General features: G+C 54.6%; 12 protein-coding genes and 1 pseudogene. 7 read left to right on the top strand and 6 right to left on the bottom strand.

Going from position 1 to position 15,671, the window contains the following annotated elements:
• The 6 genes from GC101_RS28090 to GC101_RS28065 form a co-directional block, all read right to left on the bottom strand.
• Positions 1-1,704 (bottom strand): sensor histidine kinase, encoded by a 1,704-nt coding sequence (locus tag GC101_RS28090; RefSeq protein ID WP_171720018.1) that lies wholly within the window; start codon positions 1,702-1,704, stop codon positions 1-3.
• Between the two features lie 92 nt (positions 1,705-1,796).
• Positions 1,797-2,552, bottom strand: a complete 756-nt coding sequence (locus tag GC101_RS28085; RefSeq protein ID WP_246354557.1) for an alpha/beta hydrolase — start codon at positions 2,550-2,552, stop codon at positions 1,797-1,799.
• Positions 2,553-2,615: 63 nt separating this feature from the next.
• Positions 2,616-4,085 carry a sucrose phosphorylase gene (gene gtfA / locus GC101_RS28080; protein ID WP_171720017.1) on the bottom strand — a complete coding sequence of 490 codons (1,470 nt, stop codon included), beginning with the start codon at positions 4,083-4,085 and terminating at the stop codon, positions 2,616-2,618.
• Positions 4,086-4,095: 10 nt separating this feature from the next.
• Complete coding sequence (locus tag GC101_RS28075) at positions 4,096-5,052, bottom strand: PfkB family carbohydrate kinase (protein WP_171720016.1); 957 nt, start codon at positions 5,050-5,052, stop codon at positions 4,096-4,098.
• Positions 5,053-5,346: 294 nt separating this feature from the next.
• The gene (locus GC101_RS28070) at positions 5,347-6,720 is read right to left on the bottom strand and encodes an LLM class flavin-dependent oxidoreductase (RefSeq protein WP_171720015.1); all 1,374 of its coding nucleotides are present in this window, start codon (positions 6,718-6,720) and stop codon (positions 5,347-5,349) included.
• 189 nt (positions 6,721-6,909) lie between these two features.
• Entirely contained in the window at positions 6,910-7,791 is an 882-nt protein-coding gene (locus tag GC101_RS28065) for a LysR family transcriptional regulator (protein WP_039293497.1), read from the bottom strand.
• 167 nt (positions 7,792-7,958) lie between these two features.
• Between GC101_RS28065 and GC101_RS28060 the strand changes: the two genes are divergently transcribed.
• The 7 genes and pseudogenes from GC101_RS28060 (at position 7,959) to GC101_RS28035 (ending at position 15,642) form a co-directional block, all read left to right on the top strand.
• On the top strand, positions 7,959-8,645 hold the full coding sequence (locus GC101_RS28060; protein WP_171720014.1) for a carboxymuconolactone decarboxylase family protein: 687 nt from the start codon (positions 7,959-7,961) through the stop codon (positions 8,643-8,645).
• Between the two features lie 35 nt (positions 8,646-8,680).
• Entirely contained in the window at positions 8,681-9,871 is a 1,191-nt protein-coding gene (locus GC101_RS28055) for an amidohydrolase (protein WP_171720013.1), read from the top strand.
• A 159-nt stretch (positions 9,872-10,030) separates the two neighbouring features.
• Positions 10,031-11,635 (top strand): ABC transporter substrate-binding protein, encoded by a 1,605-nt coding sequence (locus tag GC101_RS28050; protein ID WP_171720012.1) that lies wholly within the window; start codon positions 10,031-10,033, stop codon positions 11,633-11,635.
• An 82-nt stretch (positions 11,636-11,717) separates the two neighbouring features.
• Entirely contained in the window at positions 11,718-12,662 is a 945-nt protein-coding gene (locus tag GC101_RS28045) for an ABC transporter permease (RefSeq protein ID WP_171720011.1), read from the top strand.
• A 25-nt stretch (positions 12,663-12,687) separates the two neighbouring features.
• A pseudogene (locus GC101_RS36355) lies at positions 12,688-13,563 on the top strand (ABC transporter permease); the annotation flags it as partial.
• 42 nt (positions 13,564-13,605) lie between these two features.
• A complete protein-coding gene (locus GC101_RS36350) occupies positions 13,606-14,643 on the top strand; it encodes an ABC transporter ATP-binding protein (RefSeq protein ID WP_246354555.1) in 1,038 nt (345 codons plus the stop codon).
• A 3-nt stretch (positions 14,644-14,646) separates the two neighbouring features.
• Complete coding sequence (locus GC101_RS28035) at positions 14,647-15,642, top strand: ABC transporter ATP-binding protein (RefSeq protein WP_171720009.1); 996 nt, start codon at positions 14,647-14,649, stop codon at positions 15,640-15,642.
• Positions 15,643-15,671 lie beyond the last annotated feature (29 nt).

The raw sequence follows: 15,671 nt of genomic DNA, 5'->3' as shown, positions 1-15,671 counted from the left end.
TTACAACATTGGCTGGCCGGACCTTTTGGCAGGTATCCACAATTCTACTCTGGCGCCAGACGTCTCTGCATTGGACAGCTTGAGCAGATCATCACGCTTGTAGAGCAGCCTGAGTGTTTTGCGGATATTGGCAATTCCAACCCTGTCCCCATCCTCCGTCACCTCTTCGGCTTCAGGTCTGCTTAGCCATTCAGAAGAGAAGCCTGCTCCGTTATCCTCAATCACAATACTTACGAACGGGCTTCCGTCTCTTGTCACAGGTGACACTCTTATGAAGATGGACAGCATTTCTGCATAGAACATCGCGTGCTTGAACGTATTCTCTACGAAGGTCTGGATCATGAATTGAGGAATGGGCACCTGCCGGGCTTCATCACTGACCTCGATCATGAAAAATATTTGGTCAGGATACCGGATTTCTTGCATCCGGATATAATTCTCGGTGTGCTTGATCTCTTCTTCCATCGTAACTTCGACAAGGCCTCCCTTAAACATATACCGGAGATGTTCCGACAGGCAGTGAATCAGGCGCCGGATTTCTTCATTTTTATTTTGATACGTCAAGCTGGTGATCGTTGAGATTGCATTCAGGAAAAAGTGTGGCCGGATTTGCATCTGCAGATATTTGATCTCTGCCCGGCTGATTTCGATCTGTTCTTCATAGGATTGAATCTTCAGATCCTTGATTTCACTAACCATGGATTCGAGCGCATGGAACAGCTTCATAAACTCCAGGGAGTAAGGTACCCCCTGAGGAACCTGGTATTCCAGCTGCCCCTGCTCCACCACCTTGGCCGCCTTCACCAGTTCTAGAATCGGCTTCAGCACATCCCTTGTTAAGAACCTCAGGACAAGCGGTACGACGATAACCGAAAGAACCGCCAATAAGGCAATGCCCCACTGGATAAGCCTAAGTCCCGAGAACAGGCTCCCCTTGGCAACCATATTAGTGATCCGGCCAAATTCTCCTATCGGTTCGGATACGATCAGGAAGCTACGCTGGTATTCTTTGGTTAAGCTTTCCAAGGTGATGTCCGCCTTGCTCAGGCCGATATTATTTGCCGATAAAATAATGCCCTCCGTATTGCTCAGTACGTACCGGTTCTCATCGTTGCTCCCCCTGTTCACCATTGCCAGCAGCGTGTCCGCTTTGACTAATGTTCCAAAGCTGACCTGTGAATAAGTGATGTACTTGAGCAAATAATATTTCCCTTGAATCTGAAATATCTTCCATTCCTCACCGTCCTCTGCAGGACCGGAGCTGAACTTGTGCAGATTGAGGAAATCGACCAGGGCAAGCTTATCTGCAGACCCCATCCGGCTGCTGAATTGTTCCAGCACCAGCTCGCCCGACAGCCTGATAAACATCCCATCACTGGAATAATCGTTGGCCATTTTGGCCAGCAGATCATTCTTGAGCTGCTGCACCTTGAAGTACCGGCTGCTCTCATCCAGACTCGCTATATTGACTGCAGCATCAATGTTATTATCGAACACCTCAATCAGATCCTTGGAGAAATTGTTGAAGTTATTATGAATGTTAGCCTGATAGAGGGCAAGCGTATTCCGTGAGCTTGTCAGTGCATTACTTCGTACAACCTCCAGGGAGTAAATATTGCTCAGAACAAGGATGGACAGCAGGATCGCAAGAATGACTGTCATCTGCAATGAGAACTTGAACACGATACTGTTTGTACGAATCATACCACCCCTTCTTCCTCCCCGGAATTCAGCAAGCCCCTGAGCCGGTTCATTTCAGAACCAGGCCCAGGGGCGTAAGCATATGCGATTTGAAGTTAGTTAACTGCCCAGTTCAGTGCAGCTTCGATCTGCTTATCCCAGAACTCCCAGTTGTGCTCTCCCGGGCCTTCCTCATAGAGGTGTCCGGCCCCTTCACTATCAAGAAAATGATGGAACCGGCGGTTCACATCCAGCAGCATGTCCTCCGTTCCGCAGGCCATATAGAGCTTCGGCAGTTCAAGCCCCTTCGCCCTCACCTCAAGCACAAGCTTCTCCGGGTCTTTATCACTGCCAAGCAACTGGTCCAGATCGCCAAAGACGCTTGTGTAGTAGCTATAGCTGGCGATCCCGTCATTGTAATCCGGGGCTATGCCCGCAATTCTATAAGGAATAAGTGCTGATGACAAGGCTATAATGCGGCCGAATTGCTCTGCATAGCTCAGACCGTTGCGGATTGCTCCATAGCCGCCCATCGATAAACCGCCAATCCAGGTATCCCCGCGTGCCGCGGACAGCGGGAACAGCTTGCGCGTGAACTCCACCAGCTCCCTGCCGATGTATTCCCCGTAGTATTCTCCCCTGTTCTCATCATCCAGATAGAAGCGGTTCTCACCGGCAGGCATAAATACCGCAACCTGATACCGGTCCGCCAGCTCTCTGATCCGCGAGAAGTTCAGCCAATCGTTATGGCTCCCGGAGAATCCATGCAGCAGATACAGCGCCCTCAAAGGTTCTCCTGACCAGACCGGCAGTCCCAAGCCTTCCGGCAGATCAACCGGCAATAACGCATTAAAGGTTACTTCTCTTTTCAGGCAGTTGGAGTAAAATCCTATTTGCAGTGTAGCCAGAATAATCCCCCCTTAACAACATTCGGTTTACACCCGATAAACAGCAGCCTTACCTTCATCATCCGCATATTCAATGACGGTCTGATAATTCTGCAGATTGATGAACAGCCGGCAATATTTCCCGTCTTGCTCCCACATTAGCCGGATCTCATCCGTTGCCGCCTCAAGCACCCGGAACGTTCCTCCGAAGGCGCTGTAAGTATTGCGGAAGCGAATCAGCTTCATGAGCCGCTTCACAACCTCCCGTTCCAGCCCTTCAGCAATTTCTTCCAGGGTATAATTATGGCGGTTGATTTCGCGTCCTTCCCCCGTCAGGGCCACCTGCTCAAGATCATTGGCACCGGCCAGCAGACCCACATAATAGACCTGTGGAATCCCCGGCGTGAAGAATTGAATCGCACGCGCAGCGAGATAAGCGTCATCGTCTTCATTCAAGGCGCTATAATACGTGCAGCGGATCTGATGAACATCGAATCCGTCTTGCGCCTTATGCTCCTCCGACAGAATCAGGCTCAGGTTCGCCCCCCTCTCTTCGCAGAGATCAACCAGCTCCCGGGCTTCCTTCGTATCAATCAGTTCATCCAGATCCGGCTTCACAGGAATGCCGTCGTGACAATCAAGCATAGTGAACTGCTTGTGCGGACGCGTCTGCAGATAGGAATAGAGCGCTGTATTGGACCTGCCGGTAAGTGCCTCAAGCACCCGGTAAGGCAGGATGAAGTCGTAGATCCAGCACCCGTATTCCGACAGCTTGGATTGGATACTGTGGTGTGCATGCACCTCGGGCAGCAGCTCTATGTCCAGTGAATCCGCCATTGTCTTGATCCAATCGAGAAATTCATAAATCTCCGGCTCCACAAAAAAACAACTGGTCCCCAGCTTCTTGATCACGTATCCGACTGCATCCAGCCTGACGATCTTGACCTTCTGCTCTTTGAAGTTCTCAAAAAACTTCCGCAGCAGCTCCCGGGTCAACGGGGAACAGACATCGAGGTCAATTTGCTCGGAGGGGTCTGTTTTGCCAAAGGTCGTCCAGACCTTCTCTTCCTTGCCATCCACACCGGTGGTGAAGCCAGAATAAGGCACAGGACGGCGCAGGAACATTTTCTCAATATCCGCACGGACAGGCTCACCGTTCTCCCAGATTTTGTCCAGAGTTATAAATAAATCCGCATATGCGGAAGCCCGGCCTTTCTCCAGGAAGTCTTGGAAATAAGGAGATTGCCTGGAGATGTGATTCACCATCAGATCCACCAGCACATCGAATTCTTCCCCTATGCTGCGGATCTCCTCCCAGGTGCCAAACGCCGGCTCAATCTCCAGATAAGTCAGAGGAGCAAATCCGCGGTCCCCGGAGGACGGAAAAGGCGGAAGGATATGGATTCCGCCTTCAAACAGATCAGCGAAGGGTCCGCGCAGCACCTGATGAAGCCTCTTCAGGTCTCCGCCCAGCGAATCGGGATACGTAATCAGCTGTACTTGATTCTTCAGCGTCATCTGAAACCTCCTACAGGTTATATTGTTGTTTTATGACTTCCAGCGTTGGCAGGTTCACTACCGCGCCCGTGAATTTCAATTTGTACGCACTGACGGCCAAGCCGAGCTCCAGCGCCTCCTTGAGGGGATATCCCTTGACGACACCCGCATAGAATCCGGACCAAAAGGCATCTCCGGCTCCGGTCGTATCTTCGATCCGGGTAGCTTTCGTATCGAACGCCAGCGTCTCCCTCCCGTTAGATACCAAAGCGCCATCCTTGCCCAGAGTCATAATTACCAGCTTGGCGCCAAGCTCCAGGAATCTCCCCACTTGCTCTGCCGGAGTACCTGGTCCAAACAGCCGCTCGGCATCGTCCTCTGAAGGTTTGAGAATATCTACCTTGGGGATGATGCTTTTGACATAGGACACGCCATCTTCGCCCTTCTGCCAAATCAGTGGATGATAATTAGGATCGAATCCAATGAGCAGCTTATGCTCTCTTGCCACCTCGATGACCCGTTCAACCGTATCACGCGAAGGGACTCTTGAGATCGGCCAGCAGGAGAAGTGGACAATTTTGGACTGGATCAAGGCTTGCTCCACAAAATCATTGTACACCAATCCGCTATCCGCTCCGCGGTAGAAGATGGGAACGGGCGTCTCCTTACTCTTCGTGATCACTACCATGCTGGTAGATTCGTCCACCCGCTGGACCCCGCTTGTATTCATTCCTGCACTTTGCAATTCATTCACCAGAAACGTCCCGAGACTGTCTCTCCCCACCGCCGAAGCAACCTGCGACCGGATGCCCAGCTTCTTGACATTAATGGAAATATTGGAAGGCGACCCGCCAAAATATCTGGTATATCCGCCACCTTCTGAAGCCCCGCCGTAATCGTTGGAGATCATATCAACTAGCAGTTCGCCCACCGTTATCAGATCGTTCGCTCTATCTTCCAATGGTATGGCCTGACTGAGATTAAACACCCGTTCTCCCCCTAAAACTCCAGTATCCTTTCGTCATAATTCCATTTTATTGTTTCTACTTAAGCAATACTTCAAAAAAACCGTGCTCTTTTTTCAATTCACAGGCACAACACGGAACGTAACAACACACATCTGGGTACGCTTAATCTTAAAAGGCCCAAACCTATAAGGTCTGGGCCTGATATTCAAATCAAGTAACATTTATATCTGTATATAGAAATTCACGCAGAGCCGTTTGCCGTATTAAAATAACCGGACGGCCTCTCCTTCATGGCTCTTGTTCAATGCTAAGCTCTATTCCTCCAGCTTACGGAAGGCTGCCCCCGGATGTGTATCCGCCAGGCGCGTGGCTCCCTTTCCAAACAGCCGCTCACGGAGCGTCGTTTCCTCATACCGCTCCCGGAATATCCCCCGCTGCTGCAGCACAGGCACAACCTGCTCGATGAAGTCGCGGTGTCCTCCAGGCAGCACGTAACGTTCTAAGTTGAAGCCGTCCACTCCCGTCTCCTCCACCCAATACTGCATTTGGTCCGCAATCTCTTCTGCTGTGCCCGCCACAGTAATTCCCCGGAACTCCTTGGCCGAGAAGTTGTCGATGACGTCCTGCACCGTAGGAATGAAGCCGCTGTGCTTCGTGTATCTTTCCGTATGGGTACGGCCTTGCTCCGTCTGCAAATTGGTGAACGGCGCATCAGGGTCAAGGGCTGTAAGGTCGATGCCCGTCGAGGTCTCATAGGTGAGCAGTGCCGCTTCCTTGCTGGCATAACTCCGGTAGGATTCCAGCTTCCGCTGCGCTTCCTCCTTCGTCCGTCCGACGACGGCGGACAAGCCGGTGAAGATCTTGATCTGCTCCGGGCCTCTCCCATAGGCTGCCGCCCGCCGGCGGATATCCTGCACTTGTGCGCGCAGTGCCTCGGCGGTAGGGGCTTTGAGGAAGACGCCTTCCGCATGTTTGGCTGCGAAATCCCGTCCGCGGTCCGAGCTGCCCGCCTGGAAGAGAACCGGTGTCCGCTGAACCGACGGTTCGCTTGAGTGGGCTGCGGTCATCTGGAAGTAACGCCCTTCATGCTTGACGATATGCACCTTGGAAGAATCGGCATAGCGGCGGCTGAGCTTGTCACCGGTAACCGCATCGTCTTCCCAGCTGCCCTCCAGCAGCTTGTAGCTGACTTCCATGAATTCCTCCGCCTGCTCATAGCGCTCATCGTGCGGAAGAATACCGCTTCGGCCGAAGGCCTCCGCCCCGCTGATCCCTCCCGTGGCAACCACGTTCCAGCCGATCCGGCCATTGGTGAGGTGATCCAGTGTCGAGAAGCGGCGGGCGTTCGGGAAAGGCAGCTCATAGACGGGAGATGCCGTAGTCACGAAGGCCAGATGTTTAGTCGCCGCCGCCAGCGCGGGGATCAGGAGCATCGGATCGTTGGTTGGCGCATACACCGCCTCCCGGTAGGTGAGCTCCCGCTTGTGATTGGGATAGCCGTACGAATCGGCAAAGAACATGAAGTCGAACAACCCCCGCTCCAGCAGCTGGGCCAGCTCAATCCAGAAATTCAGCTCCTTATACCGGTAGGACTGATTGTCCGGATGTGCCCACAAGCCCTGAGTCATCTGATTCAGCGTGTTGATGTCGAAGATGCCTAGATGGATTTTTTTCACCTGAGAACTCATTCCTTCCTGCTCTATGATTCGTTTATTAATTGAATATGAATATCTATAAGTACAGAGGATATCCGATGCCAAGGCGAATGTACAATAGAAAGAAGTGAATCCGGCAATTAGAAATAGTAAAGTCCGCCCCTTTTCGCAGAAAAGCCCCGGTCGAATGCAAGGATTGCACCCGCCCGGGGCAAAGCTGTTTCAGGCATACATCCGTTTGATCTCCTCCACCAGCCCTTGGCTGATCCGGCTCATGGAAGCCTGATTACGGCGGGTCAGAATGCCAAGGGAAGGCCCCTCCATCAGATCCGCTACATCCTTCACCACTGTCCCCGGGATCGGCGGCATTACCGCCACTTCCGGCGCAAGCGCAATGCCCAGCTTCGACTGGACAAAATATTTGATCACGGTAATGCCCGCTACTTCTATACTGCTCTGGCGCAGCTTGCCTATATGCTTGGTAATCATCTCTTCAATCCGGATGCGGAAGGCGCAGGAGCCGGGGGTGAACAGGAATTTCTCATCCTTCAGGTCTTTAAGATGAAGGTCCTCCCGCCCGGCCAGCGGATGATCATCCGGTACGATCAGCTTGAAGGTCTCCTTGAGCAGCGGGTAGAACTCCAGCTCCAGGTGCGGATCGGGCTGGTTGCACAAGACCAGATCAAGCCTGTCCTCCAGCAGCATGCCGGCAAGCTCTTTCGTTGTACCGATCGTCACCTTGGTCTGCACCTTCGTCTTCTGCCGGGTGAAGGAGGCCAGGATGTCCGGCAGGCGTTTGCTGGCCGACGGCTCAGAAGCACCGACACGGATAAGGCCGGTCTCCCCCTGAATGAAATCAACCAGCGCGACGTTCAGATCATCGTATTCCTGCAGCAGCGACCCTGCCCTCTCATGGAACAGGCGGCCCGCCGTCGTCAGTGTAATGGTCTTGCCCCGCTCAAACAGCTTGACACCAAGCTCTTCCTCCAGTTTTTTGATCTGAATCGTAATGGTGGGCTGTGAGTACTGCAGCGCCTCCGCCGCCCGTTGAAAATTGCCAAGCTTCACGATGGTTTGAAAGGTTTTGATAAGTCGAATTTCCAAGCGCGTCACACCTCCCAATCACAACGATTTACTATTTATAAACCGAAGCTTTATATATTTCAATTATACAACTCGTTTCTTTTCCCCTATTATAGCAGACAAGCCATTAAATAATCCAAGCGGATTACAATGAATTAAAAAAAACCATACAAAGTGAGGCCACTATTATGAATAATCCAAGCAGCGCAGTTCCGGAAAGCAACAACAGCCTGTATACCCGCCACACCCCGAGTTTCTCCGCCAAGCTGTTCGCATACTCTCCCGAAGGCTTCAAGGCATTCGGCGAATTCAACAAGCAGGCTCTTGCAGCCGGAGTGCTGAGTGTGAAGACTAAGGAGCTGATTGCAGTTGCCGTATCACATATCACCGGATGCCCTTACTGCATCGAAGCCCACATTGGCAAGTCCAAGTCCGAGCAAACCACCTTCGAGGAAATCTTCGAATCGGTGACTGTTGCCGCTGCCGTCAAAGCCCACTCCGCCTTCTTCAACGCTTCGAACGCGCTGAAGGCGTTCCAAGGCAGCACGGATGCCGATCTCTTCCCGCTCTCCAATATTGAACTGGCTGACAAGCTGGAGGACGTGAACGGGGACCTTTACAACGGGTTCCACGAATTCCTGCAGATTTCACTGCGCGGCGGAAGTATCCCGGAGAAAGAGAAGCTGCTGATTGCGGTCGGAGCCGCGCTCGTCGAGGGCAGCGCGTATTCCATCGAAATCTTCACCCGCCGCGCCAAGGAGGCGGGCATTACTATAGAAGAGCTGGCCGAGACAACCCTTGTGGCCACGGTGCTCAAAGCCGGTTCCGCAATGGCCCACCGCGTAAACGCATTGCAGGCCTATGAGAGAGAATAGGCAGTATACGCATCAGACAGAGAGGGGTGGTTCCTATGACAGGGCAAACGAATAATCGCGAAGAATGGCCGGAGGGTCTGGCGGAGCAGCTCGTTGCCTGGCGGCGGCATCTCCACCGCCATCCCGAGCTCTCCTTCCAGGAGGAGAACACCGCCCGCTTCGTTACTGACACACTGACAGGCTTCGGCGGCCTTGAGCTCAGCCACCCGACGCCGACCAGCGTCGTCGCACGGCTGACTGGCGCCAAGCCGGGCAAGATTCTTGCTCTGCGTGCAGATATGGACGCCCTGCCGATTCTGGAGGAGAACGAATTCGAGTTCGCTTCGGGCAAACCGGGCGTCATGCACGCATGTGGCCATGATGGCCATACAGCCATGCTGCTGGCTGCGGCCCGGCTGCTTACAGAGCGGCGGGACAAGCTGCACGGCGAGATCCGCTTCATCTTCCAGCATGCCGAGGAGCTGCCGCCGGGCGGTGCCATTGAGCTGGTCGGGGCGGGGGTGATGGACGGCGTGGATTGGGTCTTCGGCGAACACCTGGCCTCCCAGCTGCCGGTCGGGCAGATTGGCATAGCCTACGGCGATATGGCCGCTTCACCGGACAATTTCACCATTGTCATCAAAGGCTACGGCGGCCATGCCGGCTTCCCCCACCGGGCTGTCGACACCATCGCGGTCGGCGCCCAGATCGTGGCGAACGTACAGCATATTGTCTCCCGCTACACGAATCCCCTGGACCGGTTAGTTGTCTCTGTCACTCAGTTCACTGCCGGGGCATCCCACAATGTCATACCGGATACAGCCATTCTCAAGGGCACGGTCCGCAGCTTTGGAGAGCAGGTCCGCCGGGAGGCGCGTGAACAATTACTGCGCATTGTGCAGGGCATTACCGCGGCGCATGGCGCTGAGTTCGAATTCGATTACGTCCTCGGCTATGAGCCTGTCGTTAATGATGAAGCGCTCACCAGGATCCTTGAAGAAGCTGCAGGTGAGCTGGTCGGCCAGAATGCCGTCATCCATACACCTCCAGGCATGAGCGGTGAGGATTTCTCCGCCTATCAGCAGAAGGTACCCGGCACGTTCGTCAACATCGGGGCCGGCAATCCGGATAAAGGCATTGTATACCCCCATCACCATCCGAAATTCACTTTCGATGAATCCGCACTGGAAACCGGTGTCCGGTTGTTCGTACGGGCGGCGGACATGCTGCTGGACTGGGATTCCTAGCCGTAATCCCCTCAGACTTTAGTTTTATTGATCGCATCCATTAAAAGGATTCAATATACATCTTTAATAAAATCATATATATTTAATTTTAATATATTAAATCCGATTATACTAATTGGATTAATAAAGTTTAGATAAAAGACTAAGGGGAGAAACCAGATGAATAAGCTATACCGCCATTCCATTCTAGTACTGCTGCTTGTCTCGCTGCTCGCCGTATATGGCTGCTCTTCGGGCAACGGCAATAACAATGCAGCCTCAGGCGCGGATGCCAACGCTCCCGGAACGGCTGAGCCGGCCCCGGAGAACCTGGCGTCAGAGCTGCGCTTCCCGCTCGCCCAGCAGGTGCCGACGCTGGACCCGCACTTGTCGCTTAATACCAATGTGTATGTAACGCTGAATATTTTTGAAGGGCTGTTTGCCTTCGATGCCAACTTCAACCCGGTTCCGATGCTGGCCGAATCCTACGATCTGAGCGAGGACGGCAAGACGTATACCTTCCATCTGCGTCAGGGTGTCAAGTTCCACAACGGCAAAGAGCTGAAGGCAGAGGATGTCACCGCGTCCCTCAACCGCTGGAAGTCACTGACCGGCCGTGCGCAAGCTTCGCTGGGAGAATCTGAGTTTACGATAAAAGATGATTACACCGTCGAGCTTGCGCTGAGCGAGCCCCGCAACGACATTATCTCTCAATTAAGCCATGTGCTTAACAATGCCGCGATCTTGCCTAAGGAAGTCGTAGAGGCAGCCGGACCGGACGGCGTGAAGGAATACATCGGTACCGGCCCGTTCAAGCTCGTTGAATGGAAGCAGGACCAGTACGTACATGTTGCGAAGTTCGATGACTATCAATCCGTCGACACCCCTGCTTCCGGGCTCTCCGGCAAGAAGGAAGCCTATCTCCAGGATATCTATTTCGATATCGTCACAGACAGCGCGACACGCTTCTCTTCGTTCCTCGCGGGCACTTACGATTACGTTGATGTTACCCTGGACAATCTGCCGCAGGTTGAAGGCCTTGCAGGTGTGACGGTGAACAAGAACCTCGGATCGGATATCAACCTGGTGTTCAATAAGAAGTCTCCGCTGTTCTCGAACATCAAATACCGCGAAGCGGTAGCCGCCGTGCTGGACGCCGACGAGATTCTGCTTGGAACAGTGAATTCTCCGGACTTGTACCGCCTTAACCCTAGCTACATGTATCCGGAGAATACGACCTGGTACAGCGAAGCCGGCAAGGAGAACTATAATCAGAAGAATCCGGATAAGGCGAAGCAGCTGCTTCAAGAAGCCGGCTACAGCGGCCAGGAAGTAACCCTGCTTACGACCAAAGAGCTCGGCGGCTCCTTCTATAACGCAACAATCGTCCTCCAGAAGGAACTGGAAGCCATCGGTGTGAAGACCAAGCTGGATATCAACGACTTCGCAACCCTGCTGAAAAAACGCGCTGACCCGTACGCCTGGGACATCTATGTTGGACTGTTCACCATGCCGTCCACCCCTTCCCAGCTGCTCTACCTGAATCCGACCTACGGCTTCGCTGAAGATGCTAAGCTCGCTGAGCTGACCAAGCAGCTGACCGCAGCCTCCACACCGGAGGAGATCAAGACAGCCAACGATGCGCTACAGCAATACGAGTGGGAATATCTCGCCGCCGTCAAGATCGGTGACACCTACTCCCAGAGCGCAACACGTGACAAGCTGACAGGATTGACCACGCTGGCCGGTTATCCAAACCTGGCCAATACGAAACTGTCCCAATAAAGCAAACAGGAGCCGCATGAATCCCCCAGGGATTGCATGCGGCCCTTGTCCTTCAATACCCGCCTGGAAGGAGGCGCCATTCTTGGCATTTTACATCACAAGACGGCTGCTGGCCATGATTCCTGTACTCTTCGTCCTGTCCGTGATCGTCTTCCTCATCATCTATCTGATTCCCGGTGATCCGGCTGCCGTCATGCTTGGCGATGGCGCCAGCCCGGAAACGATTGAGGCACTGCGGGAGCAAATGGGTCTGAACCTGCCTCTTCTCCCGCAATATCTGCGGTGGATCGGACATACGCTGCAAGGCGAGCTTGGTGACTCCTTCTTCATGAGGCAGCCGGTCCGCACAGCGCTGGCCGAGCATCTGGGTCCGACCTTCTCGCTTGCATTGCTGGCAGAGCTTATCGCCATTGTCATCGCGGTTCCCCTCGGTGTTCGTGCGGCCTCCAGAAGAGGAGAGCTTGCCGACAAGGCGTTGACAGGATTTTCGCTGTTTGGGATCACGGTTCCCGGGTTCGTACTCAGTATGTTCACGGTGCTGCTTTTTTCCGTACAGCTTAAGTGGCTTCCCGTGTCCGGCTACAAGCCGCTCTCTGACGGCCTGATAACTCACCTGAAGTATCTGATCCTCCCGGCCCTCTCGCTCGGCATTGTCCAAGCCGCCTTGCTGGCAAGAGTTACCCGCTCCTCGATGCTTGAAGTGCTGAACGAAGGCTTCGTCAAGACGGCGCTTGCCAAAGGCGTCAGCGAGCAGGGCATTGTATACCGTCACGTCCTGCGCAACGCGCTGCTGCCGATTCTGACGGTGATTGGCGGATCATTTGGTGCTCTGCTTGCCGGAGCAGCCGTCATTGAATCCATTTTTAATATCCCCGGTATGGGACAATTGCTTGTCAACTCGGTACAGCGAAGGGATTACGCGGTTATCCAAGGGGTTATCCTGTTCGTCGCCTTCGCTTATGTAATGGTCAATCTCGCCGTGGATCTGCTCTGCACGATCGTCGATCCGAGAGTCAGACTCAAATAACGGAGGGAAAGGAGAACTATTGCTAATGCCCCTATTGGAGATAAAGGCGGATGAATTGGCTGCCCGCAGGCTCCGCCTGAAGCGGGAGAACCGCAAACTGTTCGTGCGGAGATTCTTGGTCAACAAGGCCGCTGTTACCGGCAGTGTGCTCATTGCACTGGTCGCTGCCGTTTCGCTGTTCGCGCCCTGGATCGCAAGCCGCGATCCCTACGCTATCGACGTCGTCAACCGTCTTAAGGCTCCAAGCGCCGTATATCCGTTCGGTACGGACAATTTTGGCCGCGACCTGCTGACGCGGGTCGTATACGGAACGCGGATGTCGGCCGAAGTCGGCTTCGCGGTCGCGCTTGGTTCGTCGGCAATCGGTCTCGTCATTGGCCTGTACGCCGGTTATTTCAAATGGCTGGATCAGATTCTGATGCGCGTGATGGATGGTCTATTCGCTTTTCCGGCCGTGCTGCTGGCGATAGCAATGATGGCCGCGCTAGGGCCGAGCGTCGGCAATCTGATCCTCTGCCTGATCATCGTCTTCGTCCCTTCCATTGCCCGGATCGTCCGTTCCTCGGTGCTGACTGCCAAGGAGACGACCTATATTGAAGCCATGCATACCTTGGGCGCGTCACACAACCGGATAATCTGGAAGCATATTCTGCCCGGCTCCCTGTCCACGCTTATTGTTCAAGGCTCCTTCATCTTTGCCGAGGCAATTATCGTGGAGGCGGCGCTAAGCTTCCTTGGTGCAGGCATTCCCGCTCCGACGCCAAGTCTCGGGAACCTGCTGTCGGACGGCAAGCTGTATATTTACAACTCGTCATGGATGACCCTCTTTCCCGGCCTTGCCCTTGTCCTCGTCGTGCTAGCGATGAACCTGTTCGGCGACGGCATCCGGGATCTGCTCGATCCCCATGCCCGCCGTTCGTTGACCAAACGCTTGGTCCAACCGCTGAAACAGCGTCCCGCTCCGTTTCAAGCGGGTTCCGCTGCGGCGGATGAGCCGCTTCTGCAGATTAGGGAGCTTAAGACTCAGCTCCATACGGAACGCGGCCGGGTACCCGCAGTGGACGGGGTATCGTTCGAGGTGGGCAAAGGAGAGGTCGTAGGCATCGTTGGGGAATCCGGGTGCGGCAAAAGCGCCACTGCCCAGTCCGTACTGCGGCTATTCGACGAGAAAAGGCTCGCAGAATACGAAGGGGAGATTCGCTACAACGGCATTGATCTGCTTAAGCTCACCCCTAAACAGATGCGCAGTGTCCGCGGCAATGAAATCTCTATGATCTTTCAGGACCCGCTCAGCTCTCTGAATCCGGTTCACACCATTGGAGAGCAGATCGTCGAGACGCTGCGGCTGCACCGGCCCATTGGCAAAAAAGAAGCCTGGACGAAGGCCGTAGAGCTGCTGCGGCTAACCGGTATTCCTGCTCCCGAACGGAGAGCACGCGAATATCCCCATCAGCTCTCAGGCGGCATGCGCCAGCGCGTCATGATTGCCATCGCTCTTGCCTGCGAACCGCAGCTGCTCATTGCCGATGAGCCGACGACTGCACTGGACGTAACCATTCAAGCGCAGATTCTGGAGCTGATCTTAGACCTTAACCGCAGGATGGGCATGAGCGTCATGCTCATCACCCATGACCTCGGCGTCGTGGCCGAAGCATGCAGCCGGGTCGTCGTCATGTACCTTGGCCAGGTGGTCGAGAGCGGCGATGTCCGTACCCTGTTCGAGAAGCCACTCCATCCTTACACGATCGGGCTGATGCAATCGATTCCCCGTCTGGACGGAGACCGCTCACAAGAGCTGGCTGCCGTGCCGGGAAGTGTCCCCTCCCTTGATCAGCTTCCGCAGGGCTGCCGGTTCGCGCCACGCTGCACCTATGCGGACGACAAGTGCCGGACTGTTATGCCTGAGCTTGCCGCACTGCCGGGCGGCGATACCCTGGTCAGATGCTGGCATGCCGGCAAGCTGAGTGGAATGGAGGCCTGACAGATGATAACGACAACGATACAACACAGGGAATTAGCAGCCGAGCCGCTTCTGCGGGTCAACGGCCTGAAGAAATATTACTCCGCCGCCAATCAGGCAGGCTTCCGCCAGTCCGTTGTCAAGGCTGTCGACGGTGTCTCCTTTGACCTCCGGGAAGGAGAGACGTACGGACTGGTCGGGGAATCCGGCTGCGGTAAGAGCACACTGGGCAAGTCACTGCTCCGATTGACAGAGCCTACAGACGGAGAAGCGTTCTATCAGGGGGTCGATCTGTTCAAGCAGCCGCGCAAAGCGTTTCAGACCTATCGCCGTGAGCTGCAGATGGTGTTCCAGGACCCCTTCTCCTCTCTGAACCCCCGCCAGATTATCGGCCAGGCACTGGAGGAGGCACTGGCCATTCACCGCATCGGTACGCCAAAGGAACGGACCCTGCATGCGATGGAAATGCTCCACACTGTTGGCTTGCAGATGGAGCATTATTACCGGCTGCCCCACGAGCTGTCCGGCGGACAGCGGCAGCGGATTGGACTTGCCCGCGCGCTTATCCTAAATCCGCGGATCGTCATCTGCGACGAGCCCGTATCCGCACTCGATGTTATTATCCAATCTCAGATCATTAACCTGATGCGCCGGCTGCAGGCCGAGCTGAAGCTCACTTATCTGTTCATCGCCCACGACATTGCTGTCGTCCGGCACATCTCCGACCGCATCGGGATTATGTATCTTGGCAAGCTGGTTGAGGAGGCGGATACGGACAGCCTGTTCGCGAACCCGCTTCATCCATACACACAAGTCCTGCTCTCGGCTGTCCCCGTACCGGACCCGGCAGCACGGCGCCAGCGCATCATTCTGGAGGGCGACCTTCCTTCACCGCTGGACCCGCCCTCCGGATGCGCCTTCCATACCCGCTGTCCTTACGCCATGGACCGGTGCCGCACCGAGACACCGGTCCAGAGGGAAGCATCCGAGGGACATTTTGCCGCATGCCATTTGATTTAGAGCCATCCTCCAACCCAATCATCCGGAAA

Origin of the sequence: Paenibacillus phytohabitans, from assembly GCF_013141775.1 — a bacterium.
Taxonomy (GTDB): Bacteria; Bacillota; Bacilli; order Paenibacillales; family Paenibacillaceae; genus Paenibacillus_AQ; species Paenibacillus_AQ phytohabitans.
Note: the sequence above shows the minus strand (reverse complement) of the source record. Positions and strands in the feature narration are given on the sequence as shown.